Origin of the sequence: Ruegeria sp. A3M17 (assembly GCF_003318255.1) — a bacterium.
GTDB lineage: Bacteria > Pseudomonadota > Alphaproteobacteria > Rhodobacterales > Rhodobacteraceae > Ruegeria.
The window spans coordinates 24,018-38,031 of sequence record NZ_QOCF01000008.1 but is presented as its reverse complement, the minus strand read 5'-3'; the positions used below and the strand labels follow the sequence as shown (position 1 = coordinate 38,031).

At 56.7% G+C, this 14,014-nt stretch carries 13 protein-coding genes; 6 read left to right on the top strand and 7 right to left on the bottom strand.

Annotation, left to right across the window (positions count from 1 at the left end):
* Nucleotides 1–69 precede the first annotated feature (69 nt).
* Nucleotides 70–1,242: a hypothetical protein gene (locus tag DS906_RS05090; RefSeq protein WP_147235175.1), complete on the top strand. Its 1,173-nt coding sequence runs from the start codon at nucleotides 70–72 to the stop codon at nucleotides 1,240–1,242.
* 7 nt (nucleotides 1,243–1,249) lie between these two features.
* On the opposite strand, the gene DS906_RS05085 is transcribed toward DS906_RS05090, so the two are convergent.
* The 5 genes from DS906_RS05085 to DS906_RS05065 all read right to left on the bottom strand — a co-directional run bounded on the left by DS906_RS05085 (nucleotide 1,250) and on the right by DS906_RS05065 (nucleotide 5,920).
* Nucleotides 1,250–2,074, bottom strand: coding sequence for an alpha/beta hydrolase (locus tag DS906_RS05085; protein ID WP_113789139.1), 825 nt, complete (start codon nucleotides 2,072–2,074; stop codon nucleotides 1,250–1,252).
* 3 nt (nucleotides 2,075–2,077) lie between these two features.
* Nucleotides 2,078–2,956 (bottom strand): tryptophan 2,3-dioxygenase, encoded by an 879-nt coding sequence (locus DS906_RS05080; RefSeq protein WP_113789138.1) that lies wholly within the window; start codon nucleotides 2,954–2,956, stop codon nucleotides 2,078–2,080.
* A 63-nt stretch (nucleotides 2,957–3,019) separates the two neighbouring features.
* Nucleotides 3,020–4,048, bottom strand: coding sequence for an L-threonine 3-dehydrogenase (tdh, locus tag DS906_RS05075; RefSeq protein WP_113789238.1), 1,029 nt, complete (start codon nucleotides 4,046–4,048; stop codon nucleotides 3,020–3,022).
* A gap of 14 nt (nucleotides 4,049–4,062) precedes the next feature.
* Nucleotides 4,063–5,247 (bottom strand): glycine C-acetyltransferase, encoded by a 1,185-nt coding sequence (locus DS906_RS05070; protein ID WP_113789137.1) that lies wholly within the window; start codon nucleotides 5,245–5,247, stop codon nucleotides 4,063–4,065.
* Between the two features lie 109 nt (nucleotides 5,248–5,356).
* Nucleotides 5,357–5,920 carry a helix-turn-helix domain-containing protein gene (locus DS906_RS05065; RefSeq protein WP_113789136.1) on the bottom strand — a complete coding sequence of 188 codons (564 nt, stop codon included), beginning with the start codon at nucleotides 5,918–5,920 and terminating at the stop codon, nucleotides 5,357–5,359.
* Between the two features lie 118 nt (nucleotides 5,921–6,038).
* Between DS906_RS05065 and DS906_RS05060 the strand changes: the two genes are divergently transcribed.
* Nucleotides 6,039–7,214: an acetyl-CoA C-acyltransferase family protein gene (locus DS906_RS05060; protein WP_113789135.1), complete on the top strand. Its 1,176-nt coding sequence runs from the start codon at nucleotides 6,039–6,041 to the stop codon at nucleotides 7,212–7,214.
* Between the two features lie 95 nt (nucleotides 7,215–7,309).
* Here DS906_RS05060 and ubiB read toward each other — a convergent pair whose 3' ends face one another.
* Nucleotides 7,310–8,839: a 2-polyprenylphenol 6-hydroxylase gene (ubiB, locus tag DS906_RS05055; protein ID WP_113789134.1), complete on the bottom strand. Its 1,530-nt coding sequence runs from the start codon at nucleotides 8,837–8,839 to the stop codon at nucleotides 7,310–7,312.
* Nucleotides 8,839–9,591, bottom strand: a complete 753-nt coding sequence (ubiE, locus tag DS906_RS05050; protein WP_113789133.1) for a bifunctional demethylmenaquinone methyltransferase/2-methoxy-6-polyprenyl-1,4-benzoquinol methylase UbiE — start codon at nucleotides 9,589–9,591, stop codon at nucleotides 8,839–8,841. The genes ubiB and ubiE overlap by 1 nt, the downstream gene beginning before the upstream one ends.
* A gap of 86 nt (nucleotides 9,592–9,677) precedes the next feature.
* Between ubiE and mutM the strand changes: the two genes are divergently transcribed.
* The 4 genes from mutM (at nucleotide 9,678) to dnaA (ending at nucleotide 13,793) form a co-directional block, all read left to right on the top strand.
* Nucleotides 9,678–10,529: a bifunctional DNA-formamidopyrimidine glycosylase/DNA-(apurinic or apyrimidinic site) lyase gene (mutM, locus tag DS906_RS05045; RefSeq protein ID WP_113789132.1), complete on the top strand. Its 852-nt coding sequence runs from the start codon at nucleotides 9,678–9,680 to the stop codon at nucleotides 10,527–10,529.
* Nucleotides 10,530–10,595: 66 nt separating this feature from the next.
* Nucleotides 10,596–11,372, top strand: coding sequence for an enoyl-CoA hydratase (locus tag DS906_RS05040; RefSeq protein WP_113789131.1), 777 nt, complete (start codon nucleotides 10,596–10,598; stop codon nucleotides 11,370–11,372).
* A 232-nt stretch (nucleotides 11,373–11,604) separates the two neighbouring features.
* Nucleotides 11,605–11,868 (top strand): 30S ribosomal protein S20, encoded by a 264-nt coding sequence (rpsT, locus tag DS906_RS05035; protein WP_113789130.1) that lies wholly within the window; start codon nucleotides 11,605–11,607, stop codon nucleotides 11,866–11,868.
* Nucleotides 11,869–12,407: 539 nt separating this feature from the next.
* Nucleotides 12,408–13,793, top strand: coding sequence for a chromosomal replication initiator protein DnaA (dnaA, locus tag DS906_RS05030; RefSeq protein WP_113789129.1), 1,386 nt, complete (start codon nucleotides 12,408–12,410; stop codon nucleotides 13,791–13,793).
* The last annotated feature ends 221 nt before the right edge of the window (nucleotides 13,794–14,014 follow it).

Below are 14,014 nucleotides of genomic sequence, written 5' to 3'. Positions count from 1 at the left end.
TTTACATTCTCGCTCAGATTGTTTCAGCCTACTGCCATTGGATCGCGTCAATCTTGTGAGGATCGCGAAGTGTCAAAAATGGTGTTTTCTTTTGTCATCATTGCCTGCGCCGTATTGGCCGTTTTCGGGTTGATCGGCCGGCCTGCAAACACAACTGAGCAGGATCCGGGGCGGGGGCCTTATGAGCATGTCATGCGCATTACGGCCGTGCTTGAATTTGATGGCGAACGTATTGAGGTGGATGATCTAATTGATTGTCGATCTGACTATTCTGGTCCTGCATCAAGAGCAGTTCAGTTGCCGTTTAACATCTCTAGGGCGGAATTGGCATACGGAACGAAAGATGGCGGCCTGATCAAAATCGACATCCCTCCCAAACTGTGCAGCGCTTATTCCGAGGTGTGGGCAGGGATCGACAAAGGGTATGTAGTGCCTGAAGCGTGGATCCCTATCATTGGTTGGTTTGACAACCGCGATCCAAATAAGGCGACCATTGGTGAGCGCTACTGGAGTGAAACGGCCCTCAAAAATCCAAATGGACGGTTGAAAGTCATCAAAGGCTTTAAGGTGCTGGTTCCGGAACAAACGGATGCTTTGATCGGTGAAGCCGAGGAACAAGCTATTGTTCGTGATCTTTGGTTGGGGGCCGAGCGTCATACAACGCGACGAGACTTGGGTGTCAGATCGCTTCCATCCTACATTCGAATTCCGCGCGAGGAATGGTCACAACCGCCTGAGTATTTACGAAACCCAGACCGTCCCGCTGATCCGAGCGGGTTGAGAAATCTATTGGATTCGTTACCTCATGGAGAAGGGCTCATGTTCCTCGGAGATGATATCAACGGGGAAAACAACGAAGCTATTAGTTTTTCGATCAATGATCTAATCACCGGCAGATGGGGAAGAGCAAATTCTATTGGTTACCATGGTATTCCTCAGCGAAATGAGCCGCGTTGGGGAATGTATCTGAGCCAACGTTCCTGGGAACGCGCGCAAACCCAGAAAGAGAGAATTCCCTTTTATGATGATTGGGTGCCTCTCGAATACGATAAAGGCGAACTGGTTCTTCGTACGGACAGACCCGGCCTTCGTTACCATTACAGAGGGTATGGCGACTGGTATCGAGAAACAGACCGTTCGATCAACTTTTTGGGAAAGCCATTCTTTAATGGACCTTATGAGGTCCTGAAGGGCTCTCTAATTTTTGATCTCGAGACAAGGGATTTGTGGGTTCGCACGTAGTGGCAGCCTATGGTTTTACCAAAAACGTCCCCGGATGCATGATGATGTCGAAATGCTGCATGCCCTCCTGCAGTTCAAAAATTACCGAATGCCCACCCTTGCGCAGCAGTTCGGCGTAATCGCGGCTCTGACGAATGAACTCTGGCGTGTCCCGTTCGGCCACGGTCACGTGGTACCGCGGGCCGGGGGCGGGCAGGTGCAGGATGGGGGACTGATCATGTATCTCAACCGGGGTCAGCTGCAGGGGATCGTTTACCGTCGTCAGGCTGATCGGTTCCAGATCATAGACCCCGCTGATCAGGATCACATCGCGCACGCGTAGCCCAGCACGGGCCAGCGCATCAGCCGAGGTCGCCATGACCATGGCCACCAGATGCGCACCAGCACTGTGTCCCGATAGGGTGATCCGCGACGGATCAAAGCCCAAATTGAACGCGTTTTCTGTCAGCCAAAGCAAGGCATCGCGGCATTCGTTGACCATCTGATCCAGCCGCGCATCCGGGGCCAACGTGTAATTCAACGTGGCAAAGGACTGCTCGGCCTCGATCAGTGTGGGGGCCATCATCGCTGATTCGCGCTGGCTGAGCGCTTGCCAATATCCGCCGTGAACAAAGACGTGCAGCGGCGCACCTGATCCTTTCGCGGGAAAGAAATCCAGCACTTGTGTCGGCGATTCGCCATAGGCAAGGTTTTCCCGTACCTCCATCCTTGCCCGGTGCTGCGCGCTGAGTGCGGTATAGCTGTCCAGATAAGGCGTAAGATCGCCACCGATCATCGAGCTGGGAGAGTATTCACGCTCCAGCTCATCCTTAGGGAACCCTCGATACAGCATCGCCTACTCCTGCCCCGCATACATCAATTCGGTGCGCACATCGTAGAGGTCGTGAAAGAAGCGTAAATCCAGGGCCTTGCGCAGAAAGGACACGCCGCTGGATCCACCCGTGCCGGGTTGGTTGCCGATGACACGTTCCACAGCCGTGACATGGTCAAAACGCCAGCGTTGGAACAGGGATTCGACGTCCATCAGCTTTTCGGCTAGCGCATAAAGGTCCCAATACCGGTCCGTGTCGCGGAACACCTGCCCCCATATCTTCACCACGCGGTTGTCGCCGGAATAAGGCTGCGCATAGTCCCGGTTCAGTAAATCATCGGGCACATCGAAACCTTGACGGGACAACATGTGCAGCACCTCGTCATACAGCGACGGTTTTGTCAGCGCGGCATTCAGTAAGCCCATGACCTCGGCGTCATGTTTGTGCACTTTCAGGGTCGAGGCATCTTTGTTGCCCAGAATAAATTCGATCTGACGATAGCCGTAGCTTTGGAAACCCGAAGAACTACCAAGCGCCTCGCGGAAGGTCATATAGTCGGCCGGCGTCATGGTCAGCAACGTCTCCCAAGCCGAGATCAGTTGCCGCTGAATCGCCTTGACCCGGTCGAGGTTCTTCATCGCAGGCCCGAATTCATCCTTTTGCAAGAACCGGCGCACCTCTACCAGTTGGTGGTGCATCAGTTTCAGCCACAACTCGCTGACCTGATGGATGATGATGAACAGCATTTCATCCGGCTGCGCAGGGTCCTGAAACGTTTTTTGCAGGTCCAACAAGGTCTTGAGCTGCAGGAAGTCGCCATAACTTTTGCGATGGGTTTCCGCGAAATCGGTGACCAGAGTTTCCTCGATCCCGCGTTTCAGATACCGGTCCTTGTCGCTCATGTGCTCCTCCAAACGCCCGAGTTCACCCCTGTTTAGGGTCTGATCCCGCGCAATTCCAGAGCGTTAAGTCCAGTCCAGAACAACTTTGCCGGATTGGCCGGATTTCATCGCGTCAAAACCTGCGGCGAAATCGTCGACCTTCATCTGGTGCGTGATGACCCGGCTGACGTCCAGACCGTTCTGCAACATGGCGATCATCTTGTACCAGGTTTCGAACATTTCACGCCCATAAACTCCTTTGATGGTGATGGCCTTGAAGACGATGCGGCTCCAATCCACCGGGGATTTTCCGGGCGGAATACCCAGCAGCGCGATTTTGCCGCCCATCACCAGCGCCTCGACCATCTGGTCCAGTGCGGCTTGCGAACCGGACATCTCCAAGCCAACGTCAAACCCCTGCTGCATACCAAGCTCGGTTATGACGTCTTGCAGGTCTTCCTTGCTGACATCCACGGACCGCACGGTGGGCACGACGTGTTCAGCCAGCTTTAGACGATCCGGGTTAATATCTGTGATCACCACATGCCGCGCGCCTGCATGCCGGGCTACAGCCGCGGCCATGATGCCGATAGGGCCTGCGCCCGTGATCAGAACGTCTTCGCCCAACAGGTCGAAGCTGAGCGCGGTATGAACAGCGTTGCCAAGCGGGTCGAGGATGGCACCGATCTCATCCGGAACATCCTCGGGCAAGGGCACCACGTTGAAGGCAGGAAGTTTAAGGTATTGGGCAAAGGCCCCCTGTTCATTCACACCAATACCTCGCGTGCCGGGGTCCAGATGGAACTTGCCCGCACGGCTCTGGCGGCTGTCGGTTGTGATCAGATGACCTTCGCCGGAACAGCGCTGGCCGATCTCCAGACCGGTGACATTACGCCCGATTTCGACGATCTCACCCGCGAATTCGTGGCCCGTGATCATCGGGATCGGCACAGTGGCCGCAGCCCAGTCATCCCAGTTCCAGATATGGATATCTGTCCCGCAAATGCCGGTCTTTTTGATGCGGATCAGAACCTCGTCCGCGTCGATTTCAGGCACCGGGGCCTGAACCATCCACAGGCCTTCTTCGGGCTTGGATTTTTCTAAAGCTTTCATTGTGTTGGGGCGCATCAGATCACTCCCAATTCTTTGCCGACCTTGCCAAAGGCTGTCAGTGCACGGTCCAATTCATCCCTTGTTAGAGCCGCATTCATCTGTGTTCTGATCCGTGCCTGACCACGTGGGACCACAGGGAAGAAAAAGCCCGAGACATAGACGCCTTCGTCGAACAGGCACGACGCCATATCTTGCGCCAATTGCGCCTCGCCCAGCATCACCGGGATAATTGGATGCTCACCGGGCAGAAGATCAAAGCCCAGCTTCTGAAGCCCCGCGCGCCAGTATTTCGCGTTGCCGAACAGTTGGGCGCGCAGCATGTCGCCCTCTTCGACCAAGCGGATTGCTTCCAATCCGGCGGCGACGATGGAGGGTGGCAGCGAGTTTGAGAACAGATAGGGCCGCGCCCGCTGCCGCAGCAGGTCGATCACTGGTTGCGGCCCGGCGATGTAACCGCCGATAGCCCCCCCAAGTGCCTTGCCCAAGGTTCCAGTCAGAATGTCCACGTCGACGCCGAAGTGATCCGGCGTGCCCGCCCCGTTTGGCCCCATGAAGCCGGTGGCGTGGCAGTCATCCACCATGACGATGGCATCGTATTTGTCCGCCAGCTCGCGAATTTTCGGCAGGTTGGCCAGATAGCCATCCATTGAGAACACGCCATCGGTCGCAATCATGATGTGCCGCGCACCATCCTCGCGCGCCTGTTTCAACCAAGCCTCAAGATCGTTCATGTCATTGTTCATGTACCGATAGCGCTTGGCTTTGCACAACCGCACACCGTCGATGATCGAGGCGTGGTTCAAACTGTCCGAGATGATGGCGTCTTCAGACCCTAACAAAGGCTCAAACAGGCCGCCATTGGCATCGAAACAGGCGGCAAACAGGATCGAATCGTCCTTGTTCAGGAACTTGGCCAAGCGTTGTTCCAACTCACGGTGAATGTCCTGCGTACCGCAGATGAAGCGGACCGAAGCCATGCCGAACCCCTTGGGTTCCATCGCGCCTTTGGCGGCCTCGATCAAAGCAGGATGATCGGCCAGACCTAGATAATTGTTGGCGCACAGGTTGATGACCTTCCGGTCGCCAACCGTAATCTCACCGCCCTGAGGCGAGGTGATCATTCGTTCGCGTTTATACAGACCCTCAGATTCGATCTGCGCGAGGGTGTCCGTGATGTGGGACAGGAATGCATCTGCCATGGCGATCTCCTTGCTCTGAGTCGCGTATCTATCATAACGGATGCGTTTCCCGAATAGAGGAATGACAAAATTACGGAAAAAAATCCGTGAAGGCGGAATTTCGCTGAGATTAGGCGTTTTTGACGATCAGGAAAACGCGCGCTGGCCCATTGGCTACGATTGAATGGGCGATGTCCGCCGAATAGCGCGCCGTATCTCCCTGTTTCAGGTCGCTGATGGCAGATCCCGAAGTCACACGAACCGCGCCTTCCAGCACAGTCAATTGTTCTCTCGCTCCACGGGCATGGGGCCGGCTGTTCAGTGCGCCGTCTTTGTCGAACTGAATGTCGTAGACTTCGTGACCACCTGCTTCCTCGGGCGGTGACAGAATGCGAATCCGGCAGTTATGGCCCATGTTGTCGATGCTGGGCACTTCGGATTTCCTAAGGACTTCGATCTGGTCCGCGCTGTTCGCTTCCTCCAGAAGACCCGCGAAATCCACCTGTAACGCGCGGGTCAGGTTCCACAAGGTCGAGATCGTCGGGCTGCTTTCGCCCCTCTCGATCTGGCTGACCATGGATCGGGATACACCGCTGAGGTTTGCCACTGCTTCAAGCGACAGGCCCTTGGCGCGGCGGGCCTCTTTCAGGCGGGCAGGCAGGCGTGTCAGGATATCATCTGGGTTTTCCGTCATGACGGAATCTCATGCGCGTTTGTCCGTCATATGTCAATTCTGCTTGTGACGGTACGTTCCATAGGACAGCCTGATGCCGCAGATGCATAGTTCCGTCAAATTCCGGAGGAGTAGAGACATGAAAGACATCGTGATTCTTGATGGTGCCCGCACGGCGATCGGCACCTTTGGCGGGGCATTGGCCTCAACCGCGCCGATTGATCTTGCGACCGTGGTGACGGAAGCGGCAATGGAACGTTCAGGGGTCGAGCCGACCCAGATCGGCAGCGTTGTTTTTGGCCATGTGATCAACACCGAGCCACGCGATATGTACCTGTCGCGGGCAGCTGCAAAACAAGCGGGCATTCCGAACGAAACACCTGCGATGAATGTGAACCGCCTGTGCGGGTCGGGGGCGCAGGCGATTGTGTCGGCGGTACAATCACTGATGTTGGGTGATGCAGAGTTTGCTGTGGCCGGAGGAGCCGAAAGCATGTCGCGCAGCCCGTTTATCGTCCCGCAGGCGCGCTGGGGTGCGAAGATGGGGGATGTGAAATCTCTGGACATGATGTTGGGCGCACTCAACTGTCCTTTTGGAACCGGGCATATGGGTGTGACGGCCGAAAATGTAGCGGATGAGCATCAAGTCACCCGTGAGCAAATGGACGAATTTGCGCTGACCAGCCAGGCGCGGGCTGCTGCCGCGATTGGGGCTGGCTATTTTGAAAGCCAGATCGCGCCTGTTCAGGTTAAAGTCAAACGCGATATGGTCGATTTCACGGTCGACGAACACCCCAAGCAGACCTCGGCCGAAGCGCTGGCAGGACTGCGTCCGGCGTTCAAGAAGGACGGCCGGGTGACGGCTGGGAACGCGTCCGGCATCAATGACGGTGCCGTCGCGATGGTTCTGGCTACGGCAGAAGCTGCTGAGAAAGCGGGTCTGAAACCCAAGGCGCGCATTCTGGGATATGGTCACGCTGGTGTTCGCCCCGAGGTCATGGGGATCGGACCGGTTCCGGCCGTGCTGAACCTGTTGGCGCGCACGGGCCTATCGATCGAGGATTTTGACGTGATCGAAAGCAACGAAGCCTTCGCGTCGCAAGCCTTGGCCGTAAACAAAGAACTGGGGCTGGATGCCGCCAAGGTGAATCCAAACGGGGGGGCAATTGCTTTGGGGCACCCGGTGGGCGCTACAGGCGCGATCATCACCCTTAAGGCGTTGTATGAACTGGAGCGCATCGGCGGATCCAAGGGCCTGGTCACCATGTGCATTGGCGGCGGACAGGGCATCGCCATTGCCTTCGAGCGGATCTGATCCGGATCGGGCAGAGGGGGGCTGTCTGCCCCCCATCGCGCTTGCGCGATTCCCCCCGAGGATATTTTTGGCCAGATGAAGCTGGCGGATTTGCCTTAGGTGAAGGCTGTCAGGATCAGGACAATTACGGCGCCGGCAGCGGCGCCGATGGTTGCTGGAAGAATGGCCGCCGATAGGCCTTTGTTCTGAGTGTCGTCCTTTTGCGTCTGCGCGATCAGCGCATTTTCCACCAAAGCGGGCAGGCGCGGGCCGAAGCGGGCCAGCACCATGGCGGTTTTGCCAAAATCCCGTAGTGCTGCGCGGGGGCCGATGGATTGCTTGATGTAATCTTCGACAACCGGGCGGGCGACTTCCCAGATGTTGATGCGTGAGTCCAGTGACCGCGCCACACCTTCGACAACCACCATTGTCCGTTGCAGCAGGATCAGTTCCGTGCGGGTTTCCATGCCGAACCGTTCAGTCACCTCGAACAGGTAATTCAGTAGGCGTCCCATCGAAATATGAGTGGCATCCATGCCAAAGATCGGCTCTCCGACCGCGCGCAGGGCGCGGGCAAACTCGTCGACGTCCCTGTCCGCAGGGACATAGCCAGCTTCGAAATGCACTTCGGCCACGCGCTTGTAGTCGCGGCGGATAAAGCCAAAAAGGATCTCGGCATAGACCCGGCGGGTATATTCGTCGATATGACCCATGATGCCATAGTCGTAGGCAATGATGTCCCCATTGGCCGCGACCTTCAGGTTGCCCTGATGCATGTCAGCGTGGAAAAAACCGTCACGCAATGCGTGCAGCAGGAACAGGCGCAGCACGCGTTCCGCCAGATCGCCGCGGTCGTGCCCCGCAGCATCCAGCGCGGCGTTGTCGCCCAGCGGAACGCCGTCGGCCCAGCTGAGCGTCATCACGCGGCGGGCGGACAGGGACCAGACGACCGGCGGCAGCCAAAAGCCTGTGTCGTTCTTGGTGTTGGCCGCATATTCCGACGCGGCAGCGCTTTCCAGCCGCAGGTCGAGTTCACCGCGTACCACGCCGTCGAAATGTTCGATCACCTCCATAGGGCGCAAGCGGCGCGCGCCGGGAGCGAATAGCTGTACGATGCGGGCGGCGAAATAAAACGCGTCAACGTCTTTGCGGAAAGCGCGTTCAATGTTTGGGCGCAGAACTTTGACCGCCACGTCTTCGCCGGTGCTAACCAGTTTAGCCTTGTGGACCTGAGCAATCGAGGCCGCGGCGATGGGTTCACTGAACTCGCTGAACATTTCGGAAACCGGCTGGCCCAGTTCCTTTTCAACCTCGGCCATGGCCTCGGCTTTGGAGAATGGGGGAAGCTTGTCCTGCAGCACGCGCAATTGTTCGGCCAACTCATCCCCGACCACATCGGGACGGGTCGATAGTACCTGACCAAACTTGATGTATGCCGGTCCAAGCGCCGTCAGCGCCCTTGTGGCGGGGGGCATGTCAGGATCGCCTTTGTAACCCAGCCATTGGAATGGCTTGCCCAAGGCATGCGCCAGAAACCGCAGTGCGCGCGGAGCCTCGAACGCGTCCAGCACAACGTTCATGGCGCCTGTGCGCTCAAGAGTGGCGCCTGTGCGGATCAGGCGAATGATGTTGTGTGGTCCGCGCATCAGATTTTCCAGCCGGAATGCAGCGCGGCGATGCCCATGCTCAGGTTGCGGTACTTGGCGTTTTCAAATCCGGCCGCGCGGACCATGCCCAGAAACGTTTCCTGATCCGGAAAATTCCGGATCGATTCGACCAAGTATTGATAGCTGTCGTAGTCATTGGCGATGAGTTTCCCCATGCGTGGGATGACGTTAAAGCTATAGAGGTCATAGAGCTTTTGCAGCCCGTCGTTTGGCAACTGACTGAATTCCAGCACCATCAGGCGGCCGCCGGGTTTCAACACACGGAATGCTTCGTTCAGGGCCTCTTGCGGGCGGGTCACGTTCCGGATGCCAAACGAGATGGTGTAGACGTCGAATGTGTTGTCGTCGAAGGGCAGAGCCATCGCGTCGCCGACCACCCAGTTCAGGCTGTCGGCCATCTGGTCGGCCTCGGCCCGCTGTCGGCCTTCGACCAGCATCGGTTCGGTCAGATCCAGAACAGTGGCATGGCCATAGCCCGCGCGTTTCAAAAAACGGAACGAGATATCTCCGGTGCCACCTGCGACATCCAGCAGGCTCTGGCCTGGGCGCGGCGCAAGCCAGTCCATCATCGCGTCTTTCCAGACCCGGTGAATGCCCATCGACATGACATCGTTCATCACGTCATATTTTGAGGCGACGGAGTTGAACACGCCCTGCACACGCCCGGCCTTTTCAGCCTCACGTACGGTTTCGAACCCAAAATGAGTGGTCTTGTCGCTGTTGTCGGACATTAGCCTTGCCGTTTTTCGAATTTCGCCTCTGTTATAGGGCTCTGGAACCGGGGCACAATGCGGCCCTTTGGAAAAGGAGCCGTGTAATGCCGGAATTGCCCGAGGTCGAGACAGTAAGACGCGGCCTGAGCCCAGCGATGGAAGGCGTGGTGATCGACCGGGCAGATGTGAATCGCCCCGATCTGCGCTGGCCTTTCCCTGAACGGATGGCCGAGCGGTTGACCGGGCAGACGGTTCAACAATTGCGCCGACGGTCGAAATACATTCTTGCCGATCTCAGCAGCAGCGAGACTTTACTAATTCATCTGGGTATGTCGGGTCGGATGACTGTATCTGGTGACCCGCTGGGGCAATTCGTGCACGATCATCCGATGCCCGCGAAACATGACCACGTGGTCTTTAACATGGCCAATGGCGCGCGTGTCACGTTCAACGACCCGCGCCGGTTTGGTGCGATGGACCTGTTGCAGACAGCAACTGCGCACGATCACAAGCTGCTGTCTGTCCTCGGGCCGGAACCTTTGGGCAATGATTTTCACGAACAACATCTGATCGATGCGCTTCGGGGAAAGAACACCCCGATCAAATCTGCACTTTTGGATCAGGGAATCGTTGCCGGACTGGGTAATATCTACGTCTGCGAGGCGCTTTATCGCGGTCGTGTGTCGCCACGTCGCAAAGCCGGTCAAATTTCTGCGACCCGAGTCGCAGCACTTGTTCCGATCATCCGGAAGGTATTGCAAGACGCCATCGAAGCAGGTGGATCTTCCCTACGTGATTTCCGTCAAGCCGATGGAGAACTTGGATATTTTCAGCACAGCTTTGACGTCTATGGGCGAGAGGGCGAACCCTGCCGGACCGAAGGTTGTGGTACCCCGATCAAAAGAATCACCCAGTCCGGTCGCTCATCCTTCTACTGTGCGCAATGCCAAAGATAGCTTGATCCAGCGAATTCGCGTGGTAAGGAATCGTACCTGAACGGAACAACCGGAAGCTCTCACCTCATGGCTTTTGAGACGATCATCGTCGAAATCGAAGACCACGTCGCCCTTATCAAGCTCGACAGGCCCGATGCGCTGAATGCGCTGAACTCACAGCTGGCGCAGGAATTGTGCTCGGCATTGGAAGATGCGGATAGCAACGACAAAGTGCGCTGCATCGTCATCACCGGGTCGGACAAGGCGTTCGCGGCAGGCGCGGACATCAAGGAAATGTCCGAGATGAGCTTTGTGGATGTCTACAGCTCGAACCTGTTTGGCGCTCTGAACGACCGCGTGTGCGCGATCCGCAAGCCAATCATAGCAGCCGTTGCGGGCTATGCGTTGGGCGGCGGGTGCGAACTTGCGATGTTGTGCGATTTCATCATCGCAGCGGACACTGCCAAGTTTGGCCAGCCCGAGATCAATCTTGGCGTCATTGCCGGGCTTGGGGGCAGCCAGCGTCTGACGCGGTTTGTTGGCAAGTCCAAATCCATGGACATGAACCTGACCGGCCGTTTCATGGATGCAGATGAAGCTGAACGCGCCGGCCTTGTCAGCCGCGTTGTCCCCGCCAAGAAACTGATGGATGAGGCGATGGGCGCAGCCCAGAAGATCGCCGAAAAATCGCAGCTGACCGCTATGGCGGCCAAGGAATCGGTGAATCGCAGCTATGAGCTGCCGCTGAGCGAAGGCATGCTATTTGAACGCCGTGTGTTCCATTCGATGTTCGCGACCGAAGATCAGAAAGAAGGCATGGCCGCGTTCCTGGAAAAACGCGCTGCGCAATTCCGCGACAAGTAAGTGGTGCGCTGATCAAATCGAAACCGGCGGGCCTTTGCCCGCCTTTTTCATACCTGCAATGCGCATCAAAAGAATCGGCTTGGCAAACCTGGCCAACTTGGGTAGTACCCGCTGCTATACATGCGCGTGCGGCCCGCTTGGCCCGACTCACACTCGTGATTTCTGATCCGGTGCGGATATTCCGCGACGCGCAACCCTAGATAACGTACCGAACCAAAGGTCGGAGATACACATGGCTAATTCGCCCCAAGCAAAAAAACGCGCTCGTCAGAACGAGAGCCGTTTCGCAATCAACAAAGCACGTCGTTCGCGCATCCGCACCTACCTGCGTAAAGTAGAAGAAGCGATCACATCCGGCGACAAGGACGCTGCAACCGCAGCTCTGCGCGCAGCTCAGCCTGAATTGATGCGCGGCGTCACAAAAGGCGTTTTCCACAAGAACACCGTGTCGCGTAAAATGTCGCGTCTGTCGGCTCGTGTAAAAGCACTGGGCTAAGGCCTGGGTTGACCTGAGGTCAATCAAACAAGGTGAAATGAAAAAAAAGCGCCGCGTCCTGCGGCGCTTTTTTTTTGCTGTTGCCGGAAAGCCGCGCCTTCACAAACCCGAGAGATTCTTTCGGCGAAAGATACGAGTCAATATCAGAGTTTCGTTGCCGGATGCCTTGGCCTCTTGCTACCACTGTTACAGCGATTCACTCGCTTGGGGGGACAGGCTGTTCCATCGACCAAACTGACGGGCATCAGTACGGTCAGGAACGAATGTTGGCAACTGGTTTGCTAATCTGCTGCGGTCCTTGGGTCACCAGGGAACCAAGCCCTGTCGAATATGAGATTGCGTTGCGCAACCCTGTTTTCAGGGCGTTCCGGGTATGGAGCGCTGGCAAATAAGGATGTGCGGACTTTCTAATACACTCTCGTCAAACTTCTGCGGTTTGGCGAAGGGTATCCGTGCGCGTGTGATTGTTTAATCCGGGTAACCGGAAAATAGCAATAAGGCCGACAGGCCAATAAAGAATGGGATGCGTGAGGCGTTTAATGACACAAGAGAAATGGGGACTACTACGTAACAAGTTGCTCAAGGCCATCGGGAAAAACAACTACACGACCTGGATCGAACCTCTTGAATTCCAAGAGTTGCAGGACGGTGTAGCGGTGTTTTCCGTGCCGACAAATTTCATGGGCAACTATGTCAGTCAGAACTTTGCGGATCTCATTCTGTATGAGATGAACACCGCAGGGGAAAAAGTTCAACGACTGGCCTTTCGCGTCGCTGCCAACTCATCGGCGCGCCCTAAGGCAGAGGCCGAATCCGAGCCGAAAGTTGTGCGGGATGCACCTGTTGTGACGAAGATGGAATCCGCGAATGGCGCGTTTGAATCCTTGCAGGCCGCGCCGCTGGATTCCCGCTTTACCTTCGACAGTTTTGTCGTTGGCAAACCCAATGAACTGGCCCATGCCGCGGCGCGTCGTGTGTCAGAAGGTGGTCCTGTGACCTTCAACCCGCTGGTTCTTTACGGTGGCGTTGGTCTGGGTAAAACGCACTTGATGCACGCCATTGCATGGGAGCTGAAAACAAAGCACCCCGAGTTGAACGTGCTCTATTTGTCGGCGGAACAGTTCATGTACCGTTTTGTGCAGGCCCTGCGTGAACGTCGGATGATGGACTTCAAACATCTGTTCCGGTCGGTTGATGTGTTGATGGTGGACGATGTGCAGTTCATCGCCGGCAAAGATTCGACACAGGAAGAGTTCTTCCACACATTCAATGCACTGGTGGACCAGAACAAGCAGATCATCATCTCGGCCGACCGCGCCCCGGGTGAAATCAAGGACCTTGAGGATCGGGTGAAGTCCCGTCTGCAATGTGGTCTGGTGGTCGATCTGCACCCAACCGACTATGAACTGCGTCTGGGCATCTTGCAAAACAAGGTGCAGCAGTACAGCAGCACATATCCCGACCTGACAATTGCCGATGGCGTCCTGGAATTCCTGGCGCACCGGATCTCGACCAATGTTCGCGTGCTGGAAGGTGCCCTGACCCGTCTGTTCGCTTTTGCCTCGTTGGTGGGTCGTGAGATCGACATGGAGCTGACGCAGGACTGTCTGGCCGATGTGCTGCGCGCATCCGAGCGCAAGATCACCGTCGAAGAGATTCAGCGCAAGGTTTCGGACTATTACAACATCCGTCTGTCCGACATCATTGGACCCAAACGCCTGCGGTCTTATGCCCGCCCGCGTCAGGTGGCGATGTATCTGTGCAAGCGACTGACCAGCCGGTCCTTGCCGGAAATCGGCCGCCGGTTCGGAGGACGTGACCACACGACGGTCATGCACGGCGTAAAACGCATCGAAGAGCTGAAAACCACGGATGGCCAGATCGCCGAAGATGTGGAAATGCTGCGGCGCGCGCTGGAAGCCTGAGCTCCTACTCATATCACTTGAGAAACGCCCCGGACTCTCACGCCCGGGGCGTTTTCTTGTGCGCTATTTTCCACGGTTGGAAATGAACTGTGCTTGCTGGGCCACGCGCCCCTTGACGCTTTGGGCAATCCGACCGAGAAATCCATAAAAAATCCTTGTGCCTCAGGGCGGAACCGCTAACGTGCCAGTCCCGCCCATTTCGGCACGCAAGTCAGAGGAAT

Excerpts from the sequence above, each read along its gene's own strand:
- DS906_RS05040 (WP_113789131.1), top strand. The coding sequence starts at position 10,596 with ATGGCTTTTGAGACGATCATCGTCGAAATCGAAGACCACGTCGCCCTT.
- ubiB (WP_113789134.1), bottom strand. The coding sequence starts at position 8,839 with ATGCGCGGACCACACAACATCATTCGCCTGATCCGCACAGGCGCCACT.
- DS906_RS05065 (WP_113789136.1), bottom strand. The coding sequence starts at position 5,920 with ATGACGGAAAACCCAGATGATATCCTGACACGCCTGCCTGCCCGCCTG.
- rpsT (WP_113789130.1), top strand. The coding sequence starts at position 11,605 with ATGGCTAATTCGCCCCAAGCAAAAAAACGCGCTCGTCAGAACGAGAGC.
- DS906_RS05085 (WP_113789139.1), bottom strand. The coding sequence starts at position 2,074 with ATGCTGTATCGAGGGTTCCCTAAGGATGAGCTGGAGCGTGAATACTCT.
- ubiE (WP_113789133.1), bottom strand. The coding sequence starts at position 9,591 with ATGTCCGACAACAGCGACAAGACCACTCATTTTGGGTTCGAAACCGTA.
- dnaA (WP_113789129.1), top strand. The coding sequence starts at position 12,408 with ATGACACAAGAGAAATGGGGACTACTACGTAACAAGTTGCTCAAGGCC.
- DS906_RS05060 (WP_113789135.1), top strand. The coding sequence starts at position 6,039 with ATGAAAGACATCGTGATTCTTGATGGTGCCCGCACGGCGATCGGCACC.
- DS906_RS05070 (WP_113789137.1), bottom strand. The coding sequence starts at position 5,247 with ATGGCAGATGCATTCCTGTCCCACATCACGGACACCCTCGCGCAGATC.
- DS906_RS05080 (WP_113789138.1), bottom strand. The coding sequence starts at position 2,956 with ATGAGCGACAAGGACCGGTATCTGAAACGCGGGATCGAGGAAACTCTG.
- mutM (WP_113789132.1), top strand. The coding sequence starts at position 9,678 with ATGCCGGAATTGCCCGAGGTCGAGACAGTAAGACGCGGCCTGAGCCCA.
- tdh (WP_113789238.1), bottom strand. The coding sequence starts at position 4,048 with ATGAAAGCTTTAGAAAAATCCAAGCCCGAAGAAGGCCTGTGGATGGTT.